We start from the raw sequence: 14,139 nt of genomic DNA on the forward strand, positions 1-14,139 counted from the left end.
GTGCTTTTGCTCCGGGCCCGGCGCGTCCTTCCTGGCCCAGTGCCCGGGGCGGGAAAGCATGCGCGGCAGCCGCGTGGCCCAGGTGCCCCGGGCTGAATTGACCTGCGCCTGGGTGAGGAAGAGCGCGCCGGAGAGGTCGGCGTCGTCGAGCCTGGCATCGCGGAGGTCGGCACCCAGCAGGTCCACGTCCGTGAGGTCCGCGCCCCGCAGGTCGGCGGCGATGAGGCAGGCCCCGCGGAGGTCTGCCCCGCACAACTGCCCGCCGCGGAAGTTGGCACCTGCCAGGTCTGCACCGGGCCACAGACCTGTGCCAGTGCTGTCTTCCCCGCCGAAATAGCCGGCCCGGACCTCCTCGCTGACCTCGCGCAACATCCCGCCCGTGCGCTGATGGAGGGACTCGAGGTCAAGGTCCAGCAGGTCCTCCACGGGGCCGTCGGCCGCGGCCTGGAGGATGGAGCGCAGCCTGTGGACCTCGTCCGCCGAGTCCGGGCTGAACGTCCGGGCTTCAGCCTCGGCAAGGTGCCAGAGCATTTCGTGCAGCTGTTTCATGGTTTTGAAGGAAGCGAACATGGTCTGCTTGGACTCCGGCGCCTCCCGCCAGCTGATGCCGTTGAACAGGCGCTGGCTGACCGCCTGGCCGGCACCGAAGCAGTCAAAGACGGTACAGCCGCGGAAGCCCCTGGACAGGAGCCGGTCATGGATGGTGCAGGAAAAGTCCGTGGCCAGGTTGGGGCACGGTGCGGCGGGCGGCTTGTCGATGGCGAAGTCGGCCGAGCGGGTAAATCCAAAGGCGGTGCAGCAGAGCGCGAAGCAGCTGGAGCAGTCAGGGCGCAGCGCATCCTGTTCGAGGATGGGTGCAGCTGTGCCGGGGGTTGGGTGGGCGTTCATGGGGTCTCCCGAAAGTGGTTCCGATGCTGGTGCGGGGAGGAGGGGAACCCGTGGTCGGGTTCCCCTCCTGGGCACGCGGAATCACCGCTCCGGTGGGGAGCGACGGGAACTGCGGAAGGCTGTGGGTCACAGGCAGGATATGAACGTCACTGCCACCAGCGTAGCCTCTTGCGCAGCCGGCCGTCAGGCCTCTTCAGTCTCTTCCGGGGACGTGGTGCGGGGCGGCGGGACACGGCGCGTGCCGGTGGCCTCAAAGGCCGCGGCCAGCTGCAGCAGGTCGGCATCGCTGTAGGCCCTGCCGGCCAGGGTGAGGCCCACGGGCATGGCGATGTCCGCTGCCATTCCCAGGGGAACGGTGACGGTGGGGATGCCCAGGTGGCGGGGAACCAGATTCCCGTTCGCCACCCATACCCCGTTGCGCCACGCGAGGTCTGCGGAGGCCTCGTTGCGGTCCGCGTCGGCGGGCGCCACGTCGGCAACCGCCGGGAACACAACAGCGTCCAGGCCCAGGCCGTCCATCCACTCTTCGAGGTCCACGCGGCGGGTTTCTTCAAGTCCGTTGAGCCCAGCATTGAGATGCGGGATGTCCGTCAGGGACGGGACCCCCTCCCTCCGGATCCAGGCGGGATAGTCGCTGATGTCGTCGTCGAACCCGTGATAGCGGTCCGGCAGCGATCCGTCCGGCGCGGGGAAGATCGCGGCGCCGTCGACGTCGGCCAGGCTGCTCAGGTGCGGATCCCCGTTGGCGTCGAGGAAGTCGTTCCATGCCCAGGCGGACAGGTCCACGATTTCGCGGCGCAGGTACTCCGGTGATACCAGGCCGCGGGTGGCGATGGTGGGCGCGCCGGGACGGTCGCCCTCGTAGTTGGAGACCACCGGGAAATCCACCTCGATGACCTCTGCCCCGGCGGCTTCAAGGTCCTGCCTTGCCGCGTTCCACAGCCCGATGATGGAGTCGCGCGTCCGGATGCGCTGCCCGGTGGGTCCGCCGATGCCGGGACTGCTTGCCGTACCGGCGTCCGGGTCCGCGTTGATATACATCCGCGGAACGCCCACGCGCTTACCGGCCAGCACGCTGACAGCCGCGGCCCGGTCCGGAACCGCCAGTTCCACGTAGGAGTCAGGGCGGATTTCGGATGCCTTGGGGAGCGGGACCCAGGGCTGGACGCGCCAGAAGTCGCCGCGGGTTTCGGCGTCGTCCGCCACCACCACGTCCAGGACTTCCAGCATGTCGTCCATCGTCCGGGTGTGCGGAACCACCACGTCCATGGTGGGGACCAGCGGCCAGTTGCCGCGGACGGAGATCACGCCCCGTGACGGGGTGTAAGCGCAGAGGGCATTGTTCGACGCCGGCGCACGGCCGGATGACCAGGTTTCCTCCGCGAGGCCGAAGGCTGCGAAGCTGGCCGCGGTGGCTGTTCCGGACCCGTTCGAGGACCCTGAGGCGAAGGCGGCCGTGAGGTAGTCGGCGTTGTAGGGACTTTCCGCCCGGCCGTAGACCCCGCGCTGCATGCCGCCGTTGGCCATGGGCGGCATGTTGGTCAGCCCGATGAGGACAGCGCCGCCGGCCCGCAGCCGTTCGATGGTGAAGGCGTCCTTCTGCGCCACGAGGTCCTTGAAGGCGGGGGACCCGGCGGCGACGGTGAGGCCCTTTACCTGGTAGCTGTCCTTGGCCGTGTACGGGATGCCGTCCAGCGGTCCCAGGATGCCGCCCCTGGCCCGGCGCTCATCCGATGCCCTGGCTTCGGCCAGCGCTTCCGGGTTCATCACCACAAGCGCGTTCAGGCATATGCCTGATGAGTCATACTTCTCGATCCGCTGCAGGTAGAGGCGCACCAGCTCCTCACTGGTCACCTCACCTGCCTCAAGGGCTGCACGAAGCCGGGCGATGCCTGCTTCCACGACATTGAACGGGCTCACGCCGGAGCTCCCTTCGGTGCGGGCGCGGGCTGCTGCTGGGTGATGCAGTGGATGCCGCCGCCGAAGGCGAAGATGTCGCGGGCGTCCACCAGCTCCACGGTCCGTCCGGGATAGGCGCGTTCCAGGATGCCGGCGGCGATGGCGTCGTTGGGGTCGTCGAAAGCGCACAGCACCACCGCGTTGTTCGCCACGTAGTGGTTGATGTAGGACCAGTCCACGAAGCCTTCCTCGTCCTGCAGGACGGTGGGTGCGGGGACGTCGATGATCCGCAGGGGACGGCCTTTGGCATCCACCTCGCCGGCAAGGACGGAGCGGAGTTCCAGGTAGACCTCATAGTCCGGGTGGGCCGGGTCATCCTGGCGGTGCAGCAGGACGGTGCCCGGGCCGGCGAAGGCGGCCACGATGTCAACGTGCCCGCGTGTTCCGAACTCGTCGTAGTCCCTCGTCAGGCCCCGCGGCAGCCAGATGGCCTTGGTGGTGCCCAGGGCTGCGTGGATTTCTGCTTCAACCGACTCCTTCGTGGCTCCGGGGTTGCGTCCCGGATCCAGCTGGACCGTCTCGGTGAGCAGGACGGTGCCCTCGCCGTCCACATGGAAGCCGCCGCCTTCATTGACCAGTGAACTTGGCCGCACCGGAACCCCGGCCTCCGCCGATACTGCCCGGGCTACCTCCTGGTCATTGCCCCAGGCGGCCCACTCCTGCGCACCCCAGCCGTTGAAGATCCAGTCGACGGCGGCCAGCGAGCCGTCCGGCCGGTGGACGAACGTGGGTCCACTGTCACGCAGCCAGGCGTCGTCCAGCGGGACTTCCACCACGGTGATCCCGTCACCCAGCCACTCTCGTGCGGCGGTGGCGTCGCGCGGATCGGCCAGGACGGTGACCGGCTCGTAGCGGGCGATGGTGCGGGCAACGGTTGACCAGGCGGCCCGGGCGCGGTCGAGCGTGGGGCTGCCCGCTTCGCCGAAGGTTTCGTTGGGCGGCGGAAAAGCCATCCAGGTGCCGTCATGGGTTTCCCATTCGGCAGGCATGGAGCCGGTGGCAGCCGGATCGAAAGCCGTTGCGGCCTCTGCGGGGGCGGGGGCTGGTTTCATCTGTCTTCCTATGTTCTTTCTGGTTGTTTCCGGCTGCGCTTTATGCGGCTGCGGTGCGGCCGGACGCTGCGGCCGTGCCGGCGTCGTACGCTGTTGTGCCGCCCACTACGGTGAGCCGGGCGTGGTTGGTGAGCAGTTGTGAGGGATCTGCCTGGAGCGGGTTGGTGTCCAGGACGGTGAAGTCGGCAAGGTAGCCGGCCGCGATCCGGCCCTGCTGCTCCTCGGCCCTGCAGGAGAAGGCGGCGTCGCGGGTGGCATGGCACAACGCCTCAGCGAGTTCCACGGCATAGTCCGGCAGGTTCGCTTCAAGGGTGGAGTCCAGTGCCGAACGCCGGGTGGAGGCGACATACATGTTGGGCAGCGGCTGGTGCGGGGCGGTGGGTGCATCGGTGCTGAACGCAAGGGTTGCGCCGGCATCCGTAAACTCCGTCCAGGGAAATGCCCGCTCGACGCGGTGGTCGCCAAGGACATTCCGCCAGTTGTCCTGGATGGCCGGGTCCGCGTGGACCGGCTGCATGGAGGCCACCACCCCGAGGGCGGCCAGCCGCTTCACGTTGGCCTCAATGACCGTTTCCAGGTGCTCGATGCGGTGCCGCCGGTCCCGCGGACCGTTCCGGAGGTAGGCCTCCTCGAGGGCGTCCAGCGCGATGTCGGAGGCCTCGTCACCGATGGCGTGCAGGGCTATCTGTAGACCCGCGGCGTCCGCTGCTGCCACCACGGGGGCCAGGGATTCCCGGTCCCAGATGGGTTCGCAGGTTCTGCCGTCGGCGTACGGTTCCTTCATGGCGGCGGTGCAGCTGTCTATGACGCCGTCCACCATCAGCTTGATGCCGCAGATCTGCAGCCACCCGCCGTCGAGCTCGGCGGCGAGCCATGCTGCCTTCGCCACCTGCGCCAGGTTGTCGGCTTCGGCTTCGTGGCGCTCCACCAGGAGGTGTCCCTTGACCCTGATGGGGAGTGTGCCGTTCCGGCGTTCCATGGCGCGGCGGAAGGCGGCAAGGTCATCGTCCTGCACGGCCATGTCCACTGCCCCGGTGACACCCACGGCAAGGTAGTTCGCGAAGGCCTCTTCCAGCTGGGCGTCGCGGTCCTCGTCCGTGAGGTAGCCGGCCAGGGCGGGCCAGACGATCTGCTGGACTGCGGTCTCGTACAGCATGCCGTCGGCCTTCCCGGTGGCCGGGTCGCGGCCGATCCGGCCGCCGATGGGGTCCGGAGTATTGTCATCGATCCCCAGTTCGGCCAGGGCTGCGCTGTTGACCCAGACCGAGTGCAGGTCGTTGGCATCGAGGTAGACGGGACGGTCCGGCACGGCTTCGTCCAGCAGCTCCCGGGTGGGGCGCTGGCCGTCCAGGGAACTGTAAAGCCATCCTGCGCCCAGGATCCGGGGGGCATCGCCGGCGGCAGCGGCCTCGCGGAGGCGGCGCTGCAGATCTTTCGGATCCGCGGCCTCGCGGAGGGGGACCTTCTTCAGGGCCTGGCCCATCATCAGCAGGTGAGTGTGGGCATCGATGAAGCCGGGCAGGACAAAGCCGCCGGCAAGGTCCACTTCAACGGCTTTTTCGCCGGCAGCTTTCCGGGCATCGGCTGCAGTGCCGACGTAAAGGAACCGCGCGCCTTCCACCACGAAGGCCTCCGCAAGGGAGCCGTCGGCGGTGAAGAAGGTGGCGTTGGTATAGAGCGTGCGTGCAGGCAAGGGAGTGCTTTCTTTCAGGAAGGGGCGGGTCGTCAGGCGATGGCTGCTTTGTTGATGTCCGACGGCGGCGCGGCGGCGGCTTCTTCGGTCCGGACGGAGATCCGGGAGATGAGGAGCAGCGGAACCATCAGGACGAGGGTCATCCCGGCCAGGACATAGCCGAGGACGTCGTACCCTGCGGCAGTGGAAACGAAGGTTCCGAAGAACGGCGCGAAGGAGGATCCGATCAGGTAGACGCCGAGCACCGGCGCGGACCAGCGCCCGGAGGCGTCCAGGGCGGCGGCGGTTGCCACGATATAGATGAAGGCCAGGATATAGATGGTGTTCCAGGCGATGATGACCGCGATGTACAGGTTGGGCTCCGTCACGGTTCCGGAAAGCATCTTGAGTGCGGCTCCGGCAAGGAGTGCCACGGCCAGCGGTGCGGTCCGTCCGAGCCTGCGCCCGGCGAGTCCCACCAGCCCGGAGGCGAGCAGTCCGCCCAGGGTGGAGAGGCTCAGGACCAGGCCCATGCCGGTCTCGTCGAGCTGCGCCTGGTCGGCTCCCATGGTGGCCGCGACGGCCCACAGGGAGTCTTCGCTGAGTGCCCAGAGGGCGAAGCAGGCCAGCAGGCCGATGCCCGCCAGGGTGGTGGGCTTTGAATTTTTGGCCGGAGCGGCGACTGCCAGCGGCGCGGCGTCGGAACTGACGGGACGGTCCGGGAGCCAGGCGGTGGTGAAGAGGGCGGCCAGGGCGAGGCCCGCGAGCAGGCCGAAGGCGCTGCCCATACCTGCGCCCAGCGCGGGAATGATGAACAGGACCACCGAAACGATGGCGCGGTTGGCAAAGCCGCTGATGCCGGAAGCGCGGTCAGGGTTGCGGAGGGCGCCGAGCGCGGCGCCGCCTGCCGAAACAGCGCCGCCCGCTCCGAGGCCGCCAATCAGGACGCCGGCGACGACGACGGGTGCGGACGGGATGAACGCGGCGGCGCCGAAGCCTGCCGCCGTCAGGACGAGTCCGGCGCGGGCCACGGTATACCGCCCGTTCGCGGCAGCCCACTTGGAGGTGAGCAGGCAGGCGACGGCGCAGGCGAGCAGCGAGCCGGTCATCAGCGTGCCCGCCTCTGTATCGGAAAAGCCGAGTTCTCCGGTCAGGGCGACGATCATGACGGGCACCAGGTTGGCGGTCATGAAGCCAACAACACTGATGCCGAATACGGAAACCGCCCTGGTGGCGGTGAGCGGAACGCGCCCTGTGTGGTTATCGTCCGGGGACATGGGCTTCTCCTTGCTGGGATGGAGTGAAGGCCGTCACAAAATGAATGACCTTCATTTATTATGAAGATGCCTTGCCGCCAGCACAAGGGTTTTTGTGAAAGCCTTTCAGAAACTTGCTTTTGTGACCGCCCTTATCCCGGCCAGCAGTGTCTCGAGTCCGAAGGAAAACGCGGTGTCCGAACGCTCCGCCGGGGACCCGAGGTCGGCAATGGCCCCGGACAGTGCCGGGAACTGCCCCGGCGGGGGAGACCAGACGACGTCCGGGGCAGTGAGTTCCAGCGCCGAACCAAGGACCAGGTAGTCCAGCGCGGTGATGGCGGGGACGATCGCAGGGGTTGCCAGGCCGGCCTTGCCCAGGACGATGGCCATTTCCTCGTAGATGCGCATTACACCGAGGTCCTGCACGGTCTGGGTCACGAGCAGCGGCACCAGCCGGGGGTGGTCCACCAGGCAGTCGCGGTATTTGTGGGCGAGGATCCGGAGCGCCTCGTCCCAGGGCAGGTACTGGGCATCGAGGGGGTCCCGGGCGGAAAAAACGCGTCCCCGCATCAGTTCGATGATGTGTTCGCGGTTGTCGATGTAGTTGTACAGGGACGCCTGGCTGACCCCGAGTTCCCTTGCCACTTTGGGAAAGCTGAAGTCGCCGGTGGCGTCCACCAGGGAGAGGGCGGCGCCAACGATGGCGTCGACGGAAAGGAGCGGGGATCGGGGGCGCGGCATATGGACTCCTCGGCAGGTGGTCCGTTCAATCTAGCTGGCTGTTGTCCGCTCCACCGCCGCCAGGATGGCCCGGGCCAGTTCCGCGGGCTTGGTGAACTGGGGCCAGTGGCCGGTGGGCAGGTCCACGTATTCCACATCGCGGACGCGGGCCAGTTCGGCAACAAACGGGTGGCCGGCCGCGATCCATTCCTGAAGCATGGCCGAGGGGAACTCGCACGCGATGATGGTGGCCGGCACCTCGTAGCGGCGTTCGTCGTGGAGGTGCTGCTGGTCGTAGGCAACGCCTTTGGGCTGCGGAATGGCACGCGCCCGGAATGCGTCGCGGAGCCGGTCATCGAGGTCCACCAGGTCGGCGTCCTCGAACCCTTCCCACGGCGGCAGCGGAACGTCGTCCCCGTCCGCCGGCAGTTCATCATTGATGACCCCGCCCTCGCCAAGGGGGCCGCTGTCCACGTAGATGGCCCGTTCCACCTTGTTTGGCCGGGCGTCCACCACGGCGTGGATGATGGCGCCGCCGCCTGAGTGTCCCACCAGGACCACCTTTCCCTCGATGGCGTCCACCGCAGCCGTGACGGCAACAACGTGCTGGTGAAGGCCGATCCCGGCACGGTCGGCATCCACGCTTTCAAGCCCCGGCAGAGTCAGGGGATGCGTGCGGTGTCCTGCGGCCTCGAGCGCCGGCGTCACCTCCTCCCAGGAGGAAGCGTCCAACCAGAAGCCGGGAACCAGGATGATGTCCATGACGGAACCCTACTCCGGCCAGCCCAAGGCCGCCCACGGTCCATCGAATCCGGACTGCGGCAAAGCAGGGGTTCCGCGAGGTGGCGGGCAGCAGTAAAGTCCGGAAGTAGTCCGTGAACTCACCTCCAACGCCAGCTGAGAGACCACCGCATGAGCACTTCCTCCCCGGCCAGCCCGGACACACCGGTCAAACGCGAAACCTTCTCCTCCCGCCGGCTCTTCATCCTGTCCGCTATCGGTTCCGCCGTGGGCCTCGGCAACATCTGGCGCTTCCCGTACATTGCCTACGACAACGGCGGCGGCGCGTTCCTGATCCCCTACCTGGTGGCGCTGTTGTCTGCCGGCATTCCGCTGCTCTTCCTGGACTACGCCGTTGGGCACAAATTCCGCGGTTCCGCCCCGCTGGCCTACCGGCGGCTACACCGTGCGGCGGAGCCGCTGGGCTGGTGGCAGGTGCTGGTCTGTTTCGTGATCGCGGCGTACTACGCGGTGATCATCGCGTGGGCACTGATGTACACCATCTTTTCTTTCACGGAGGCTTGGGGTGATGACGCCGAAGGCTTCTTCTTCGGCAACTTCCTGGCAGTCGCCGAGGCGCCGGGCCTCGGATTCGAGTTCGTCCCGTCAGTGTTCTTTCCGCTGCTGCTGATCTGGGCGGCGGTCATCCTCATCATGGTTGCCGGGATCCGCAAGGGCATTTCCCGTGCAAACGCCGTCCTGCTGCCGCTGCTGGTGGTGATGTTCGTCCTCCTGGTGATCCAGGCGCTGTTTCTTCCAGGGGCAGCCGAAGGCCTCAACGCTTTCTTCACTCCCGACTGGTCCGCGCTCGCCGACCCGGGAGTGTGGGCAGCAGCCTACGGGCACATCTTCTTCTCGCTCTCAGTGGGCTACGGGATCATGGTCACCTATTCGTCCTACCTGAAGCGCAGGACGGACCTCACCGGCTCAGGAATGGTGGTTGCGTTCTCCAATTCCGGATTCGAGATCCTGGCAGGCATCGGTGTCTTTGCCGCCCTTGGTTTTATGGCCCAGGCGGCGGGGACCGGAGTGAACGACGTGGTCACCCAGGGAATCGGCCTGGCCTTCGTCGCCTTCCCCACTATCGTGTCGCAGGCGCCCTTTGGAGCGGTCATGGGCGTGCTGTTCTTCGGATCACTGGTCTTCGCGGGAATCACGTCCCTGATTTCCGTGCTCGAAGTCATCGTGGCCGCCGTGCAGGACAAGCTTGGCTGGGGCCGGGTCAAGGCCTCCCTGGTGGTCAGCATCCTGGTGGCCGCCGTTTCGCTGGCATTCTTTCCGACCTCGACCGGCCTGTACCTGCTGGACACCTCCGACGCGTTCGTCAACAGCTTCGGGATCACCCTCGGCGCCTTGGTCACAGTAGTGGTGCTTGCCTGGTTCCTGCGCAAGCTCCCGCTGCTGTCCGCCCACCTGAACCGGATCTCCACTGTCAAGATGCGCGGGACGTGGATGGTGCTGGTGGCAGCTGTTGTGCCCCTGGCGTTGATCTACATGGTGGCTAACGAGTTCATCAGCAAGATCTCCACCACCTACGAGGGGTATCCGGAGTGGTTTGTGGGCGTGTTTGGCTGGGGTATGTCCGGGGCGCTTGTGCTGGTGGCGCTGGTGCTGACCTTCATCCCCTGGAGCCGCAGGTCCAAGGCGCATGACGATCCCGAGTATGACGCCCTGGTGGAGGAAGACGCAAAGGAGGCAGCGCTGTGACACCCATCGCCATCACCATGATGATCATTGCGATCGTGACCGTCTGGGGCGGGCTCGCACTGGCGCTGCTCAACCTGAAGCGGCACCCGGAGGATGAGGGTGCCCTACCGGAAGAGCCGGCGCGGGAACTCTAGGCAGCGCTGGCAATCAGGAAGTCCGCAGCAGTTGGACGGACAACAGGTCACCCGTGCTGCAGCCGGGCAGGGCGTGGACTGCAAACACGAATCTGCCGTCCCTAGTTTGTCCCTCCCGGGATTCCGGCAGGGCATAGTCCGCCACCACCTGGTCCCCTTCCTGCCACTCGTTGGCCGGCTTATCAAGGAGGACGCCGTCCAGACGCAGCTCATGGCCGCGTCCCGGGACCTGCCGGAAACGCACCCGCAGCACTTGTGCCCGCCGGTCCGGATCCTTGAGCACGTAGGAGAACCAGCCGGTGGCGCTGCGCCAATGAATTCCTTCATCACCGCCCGCCCGGGTCGCCTCGCCGGCAAAACCGTGGTCGGATTCGGGCTGTTGTTCGCCGGCGGCCACTGCATCCAGAACCTGCCCCTGTGCGGCCGCAAGCTGGTCAAGGCCACGAAGCTCAGCGCGCCGCCCTGCGGGGTCTCCGGCGGGCCAGTACACCGTGTACCGCTCATCATGGATACCTGAAAAAGGCTCCAGGACCACCGTCCCTGACTTCCCGGCGGCGTCCACCACCGGGAGCTGGACAGTCAGCGCCGCACGGTCCAGCAGCCGGACCGCAGCCCCGTCCGGCACTACTGGTGTCTGTGCCAGTGGCAGCAGTTCCCCGGCCGCTACATGCGCCATCCGTTCGTCCCTAGCTTCAAAGCCGGGAACCCCTTCCGATCCTGCCCGGGCTGCCAGCACCACGGGTCCATACAGGAACGACACCCAGGGGGAGCCGTCGGGCAACGTCTCGGAGCGAAGCTCCGGAGCGAGGCGTATCCGGACCGTGGCCGTGCCGTGCCAAATACGGCTGATGCTGACGTAGCCGCCGCCATCGTCGGTGACGGAACCGCCTGCTTCACCGCCGCCGTCGACCGCCATGTCAGCCGCCCATCCGGGACGGCGAAGGCGGATGGTGGCCTGAACAGGAGCGCTCGCGGAAATGTGCAGCGTTACCAGGTCCGAGTGCGGAAACGCGGTGTCCAACCGCACCTGAAGGCCCTTCTCTGCCCAGTCCAGCGCCGAGGGAATGTACAGATTGACCAGCAGGCCATCGGCGTCGTGGCTGTAGATGAGCTCGCCGTAGCGCGCGTGGTTCTCCAGCCCGGATCCAACGCAGCACCACATCGATTCCTGGGCCCGGGAGTAGACGCGGTAGTGCCCGGGCCGCATCGGCGTGAAATACACCAGGCCACCGCTGGCGGGATGCTGCGACGACAGGATGTGGTTGTAGGTGGCCCGCTCGTAGAAGTCGAGGGCGGCGGGGTCGCCGAAGGCTTCAAAGCGCAGCTTGGCGAGCTTGAGCATGTTGTAGGTGTTGCAGGTCTCCGGGCCCTGCGCGTCCAGCACCATGGGCGTAAAGTCCGACGACGGGTGGAAGTGCTCCCGCACGCTGTTGCCGCCGATGGAGACGGAACGCCGGGAAACTACGGACTCCCAGAACGTGTTGCTGGCCCGGCTGAAGCCAGGATCGCCCGTTTCGGCCGCAAGGCGGGCGTAGCCCACCACCTTGGGTATCTGTGTATTGGCGTGCAGCCCGTCCAGCTGGTCCCGCCCTGCGGCCAGAGGCTCCAGGACACCGCGGTGCGAAAACCGCCGCGCCTCCCGAAGGTACTCCTCCCTGCCTGTGAGTTGCCACAGGATAGCGAAGGCGTCATTCATTCCACCGAACTCGGTGTGCAGGACAGCCTCGAAAACATCGACGCGCAGGCGTGTCGAGATCCCGAGCCACCAGTCCGCCAAGCCGGCGGCGATGGCCAGGGCCTGGTTGGATCCGGCGAAGACGTGGGCATCCAGCAGCCCCGCCAGCGTCTTGTGCAGGTTGTAGAGCGGGACCCACCTGCCGTTGAGAGTGAACAGGTCCGCGTCAACGTCCCCGGCCTTCAGCTGCCTGCCGAGGTCCCGGCCGCCCGGTACGCCGCCCACAAAACCGTCCCCGCCGGCGTCCTGGCAGGTCCCAAGAATCCCGACGACGGTTTCCATCTGCGCCAGCAGCCCCGCATGGCCGGTGGCTGCGAAGAGCCTCGCGCAGCCTGAAAGGTAGTGGCCGCCGATATGGCCGCCCATGCCGTCGGACTCCCAGCTGCCATAGGGTTTCGCGGCAGACACAAGCCCTGCCTCACCGAGGTAGGGGGCACACAGCCGGTCCACGTCCAGGGACAGGATGTAGCGGAGGGAGGTGTCCTGCGCGTCCTTGAAAGCACCCTCGAGGAGACGGACCGTGTGAAGGGGAAAAGAGACGGGGCCGCTTCGTTTGCTGGCGGTGACTGTCACCGTGCTGGGTTCCCGGCTGAGCCCTTGCCATGGACGGGTGGAACCGCAGCGGTGTCTGTCGCGGCCTTGCCGTGGGCGTTCTGGAACACGGCACGCACCAGCAGGTCCTGCCGTATGCCGTCGCCGGCGGGAAGCTCCAGCGTGGAACGGTAGGTGCCTTCGTCCGTCCGCTTAGTCACCGGCTGGATGCCGGCCCGCTGCCAGGAGGCGCCGCCGTCGGACGAAATTTCCCACACAGCTACCGGGCCGGGTGTGCCTGACGCCGTGGCGGTGACGCTGGCGGATGTGGCGGAGACTGTGGCCTTGGGCTGCTTCAGGACTGCCGGCAGCTCCACCGTCTGGTCGAACTCCGGCCAGCCGTCCACCCAGTCGATTTTCTGGAGGCCCAACGTTGGGAAGTAGGGGAGGTCCTGGTTGGAGCCGTCGTAGTAGTGGAAGGCCAGGTAGTCGCCGAAGACCGACTGCCCGCCCGGTCCGGTCACTGCACCATGCGAGTCCAGCACCACCGACCCGCCGCCGCCGAACATGTCCCGCCCCTCCTTGTCCAGGTAGGGCCCTTTGACGGAGGTGGACCGGCCCACCGCCACCTTGTAGGTGGAATCGCCGCCGCGGCAGCAGGAATCAAACGAGACGAACAGGTAGTAATAGCCGCCGTGCCTGGTGATGTACGGCGCTTCGACGGGGTTGCCGGGCATGAACCGGTCCGCGATATTCACGGTTTTCGACTGCCAGTCGGCCACAGGCTTGCCGCTGGGCCACTCGATGGGGACCAGGAAGATCCCGTACCAGAAGGAGCCGATGGCCATGTAGGGGGTGCCGTCTGTGTCCTCTACGATGCCGGCGTCGATTGCGTTGAAGGTCTTGCCGGGGTTGGCGGGATCCAGACCGGTTGCCGGGGACGAAACCACCAGGCCCTGGTCCACCCACTCATAGTCCGGATCATTGGGGTCGAGGGTGGTATTGGTGGCGAGGGCTGTGAGGGAATTGTTCCCGCCAAAGCGCGACGCCGAGTAGTACAGGTAGTAGGTCCCGTTATGTTCGGTGATCTCCGGCGCCCAAAGGTTGCCCGGCAGCTCGCCGCCGGCGAAGTGTTCATCAATCCAGGCAGGAATCTTGTCCCAGACCGTTCCGGTGTAGCCCCAGGTTGTGCCCTGGTCACGCGACGACCAGATCTGGATGGTGCCGCCGTTCTCCCGGTTGACCAAACCTGTGGAGTAGACGTACCAGGTGCCGTCGTCGGCGACGATCAGCGCCGGGTCATGGATGGGGGACGTCTGGCCCACCACCGTTTTGCCGCCAGGAAGATCGGCCGGGACGTTCTGTTGCGCCGGTTTCTGTCCTGCCTGCTGGCTTGACTGGACATGCTGTGGGACATCAGCGCCGCCGGGGGCAGCGGTCGTGGGGAGGGCTGGCGCCGCCAGAGCGATACCCGCCGCTGCTGCCAATCCTGCGGCGCGCAGCGCCCATGGACGTGACTTCATCATCACGTTGTCCTTCCGAAAAGGTGGATTAGGAAAGGTGATCAGCAGCGGGGATGCGCCCTGCCGGCTCAATGTCTTGCAACGTTGTAACGAGAAATATGGCATGCGCCCCTTGTGGAGTCAAGGAAGCCGTCCGGGAGGGAAAAGAATCTGCTTCCGGACCCTTGACGGCAGCTTGAGGG

General features: G+C 66.7%; 11 protein-coding genes. 2 read left to right on the forward strand and 9 right to left on the reverse strand.

The window, feature by feature from the left end; genetic code table 11:
* From P2Q66_RS18125 to P2Q66_RS18155, 7 genes are all read right to left on the reverse strand, one after another.
* On the reverse strand, positions 1 to 888 hold an 888-nt coding region (locus tag P2Q66_RS18125; protein WP_275730376.1), incomplete at its 3' end, for a pentapeptide repeat-containing protein.
* Between the two features lie 183 nt (positions 889 to 1,071).
* Positions 1,072 to 2,808 carry an amidase gene (locus P2Q66_RS18130; RefSeq protein ID WP_275730378.1) on the reverse strand — a complete coding sequence of 579 codons (1,737 nt, stop codon included), beginning with the start codon at positions 2,806 to 2,808 and terminating at the stop codon, positions 1,072 to 1,074.
* The gene (locus tag P2Q66_RS18135) at positions 2,805 to 3,899 is read right to left on the reverse strand and encodes an agmatine deiminase family protein (RefSeq protein ID WP_275730379.1); all 1,095 of its coding nucleotides are present in this window, start codon (positions 3,897 to 3,899) and stop codon (positions 2,805 to 2,807) included. The genes P2Q66_RS18130 and P2Q66_RS18135 overlap by 4 nt, the downstream gene beginning before the upstream one ends.
* 40 nt (positions 3,900 to 3,939) lie before the next feature.
* Positions 3,940 to 5,592 (reverse strand): amidohydrolase, encoded by a 1,653-nt coding sequence (locus P2Q66_RS18140; protein ID WP_275730381.1) that lies wholly within the window; start codon positions 5,590 to 5,592, stop codon positions 3,940 to 3,942.
* A gap of 32 nt (positions 5,593 to 5,624) precedes the next feature.
* Positions 5,625 to 6,848 carry an MFS transporter gene (locus P2Q66_RS18145; protein ID WP_275730384.1) on the reverse strand — a complete coding sequence of 408 codons (1,224 nt, stop codon included), beginning with the start codon at positions 6,846 to 6,848 and terminating at the stop codon, positions 5,625 to 5,627.
* A 105-nt stretch (positions 6,849 to 6,953) separates the two neighbouring features.
* On the reverse strand, positions 6,954 to 7,568 hold the full coding sequence (locus P2Q66_RS18150) for a TetR/AcrR family transcriptional regulator (RefSeq protein WP_275730385.1): 615 nt from the start codon (positions 7,566 to 7,568) through the stop codon (positions 6,954 to 6,956).
* Between the two features lie 30 nt (positions 7,569 to 7,598).
* Positions 7,599 to 8,309, reverse strand: a complete 711-nt coding sequence (locus P2Q66_RS18155) for an alpha/beta hydrolase (protein ID WP_275730387.1) — start codon at positions 8,307 to 8,309, stop codon at positions 7,599 to 7,601.
* 150 nt (positions 8,310 to 8,459) lie between these two features.
* Between P2Q66_RS18155 and P2Q66_RS18160 the strand changes: the two genes are divergently transcribed.
* Together P2Q66_RS18160 and P2Q66_RS18165 are read left to right on the forward strand one after the other, a co-directional pair.
* Positions 8,460 to 10,034 (forward strand): sodium-dependent transporter, encoded by a 1,575-nt coding sequence (locus tag P2Q66_RS18160; RefSeq protein WP_079599047.1) that lies wholly within the window; start codon positions 8,460 to 8,462, stop codon positions 10,032 to 10,034.
* Positions 10,031 to 10,168, forward strand: coding sequence for a methionine/alanine import family NSS transporter small subunit (locus tag P2Q66_RS18165; RefSeq protein WP_079599046.1), 138 nt, complete (start codon positions 10,031 to 10,033; stop codon positions 10,166 to 10,168). The genes P2Q66_RS18160 and P2Q66_RS18165 overlap by 4 nt, the downstream gene beginning before the upstream one ends.
* Before the next feature lie 13 nt (positions 10,169 to 10,181).
* On the opposite strand, the gene P2Q66_RS18170 is transcribed toward P2Q66_RS18165, so the two are convergent.
* The gene (locus tag P2Q66_RS18170) at positions 10,182 to 12,476 is read right to left on the reverse strand and encodes a beta-L-arabinofuranosidase domain-containing protein (protein WP_275730388.1); all 2,295 of its coding nucleotides are present in this window, start codon (positions 12,474 to 12,476) and stop codon (positions 10,182 to 10,184) included.
* Positions 12,473 to 13,960, reverse strand: coding sequence for an arabinan endo-1,5-alpha-L-arabinosidase (locus tag P2Q66_RS18175; protein ID WP_275730390.1), 1,488 nt, complete (start codon positions 13,958 to 13,960; stop codon positions 12,473 to 12,475). The genes P2Q66_RS18170 and P2Q66_RS18175 overlap by 4 nt, the downstream gene beginning before the upstream one ends.
* Positions 13,961 to 14,139: the final 179 nt, after the last annotated feature.

It is taken from the genome of Arthrobacter sp. Cr_A7, from assembly GCF_029222765.1.
GTDB lineage: Bacteria > Actinomycetota > Actinomycetes > Actinomycetales > Micrococcaceae > Arthrobacter.

What these genes read in the sequence shown, in the direction of transcription:
- P2Q66_RS18135 (WP_275730379.1), bottom strand. Translation starts at nt 3,899, where the DNA reads ATGAAACCAGCCCCCGCCCCCGCAGAGGCCGCAACGGCTTTCGATCCG.
- P2Q66_RS18145 (WP_275730384.1), bottom strand. Translation starts at nt 6,848, where the DNA reads ATGTCCCCGGACGATAACCACACAGGGCGCGTTCCGCTCACCGCCACC.
- P2Q66_RS18150 (WP_275730385.1), bottom strand. Translation starts at nt 7,568, where the DNA reads ATGCCGCGCCCCCGATCCCCGCTCCTTTCCGTCGACGCCATCGTTGGC.
- P2Q66_RS18155 (WP_275730387.1), bottom strand. Translation starts at nt 8,309, where the DNA reads ATGGACATCATCCTGGTTCCCGGCTTCTGGTTGGACGCTTCCTCCTGG.
- P2Q66_RS18160 (WP_079599047.1), top strand. Translation starts at nt 8,460, where the DNA reads ATGAGCACTTCCTCCCCGGCCAGCCCGGACACACCGGTCAAACGCGAA.
- P2Q66_RS18175 (WP_275730390.1), bottom strand. Translation starts at nt 13,960, where the DNA reads ATGATGAAGTCACGTCCATGGGCGCTGCGCGCCGCAGGATTGGCAGCA.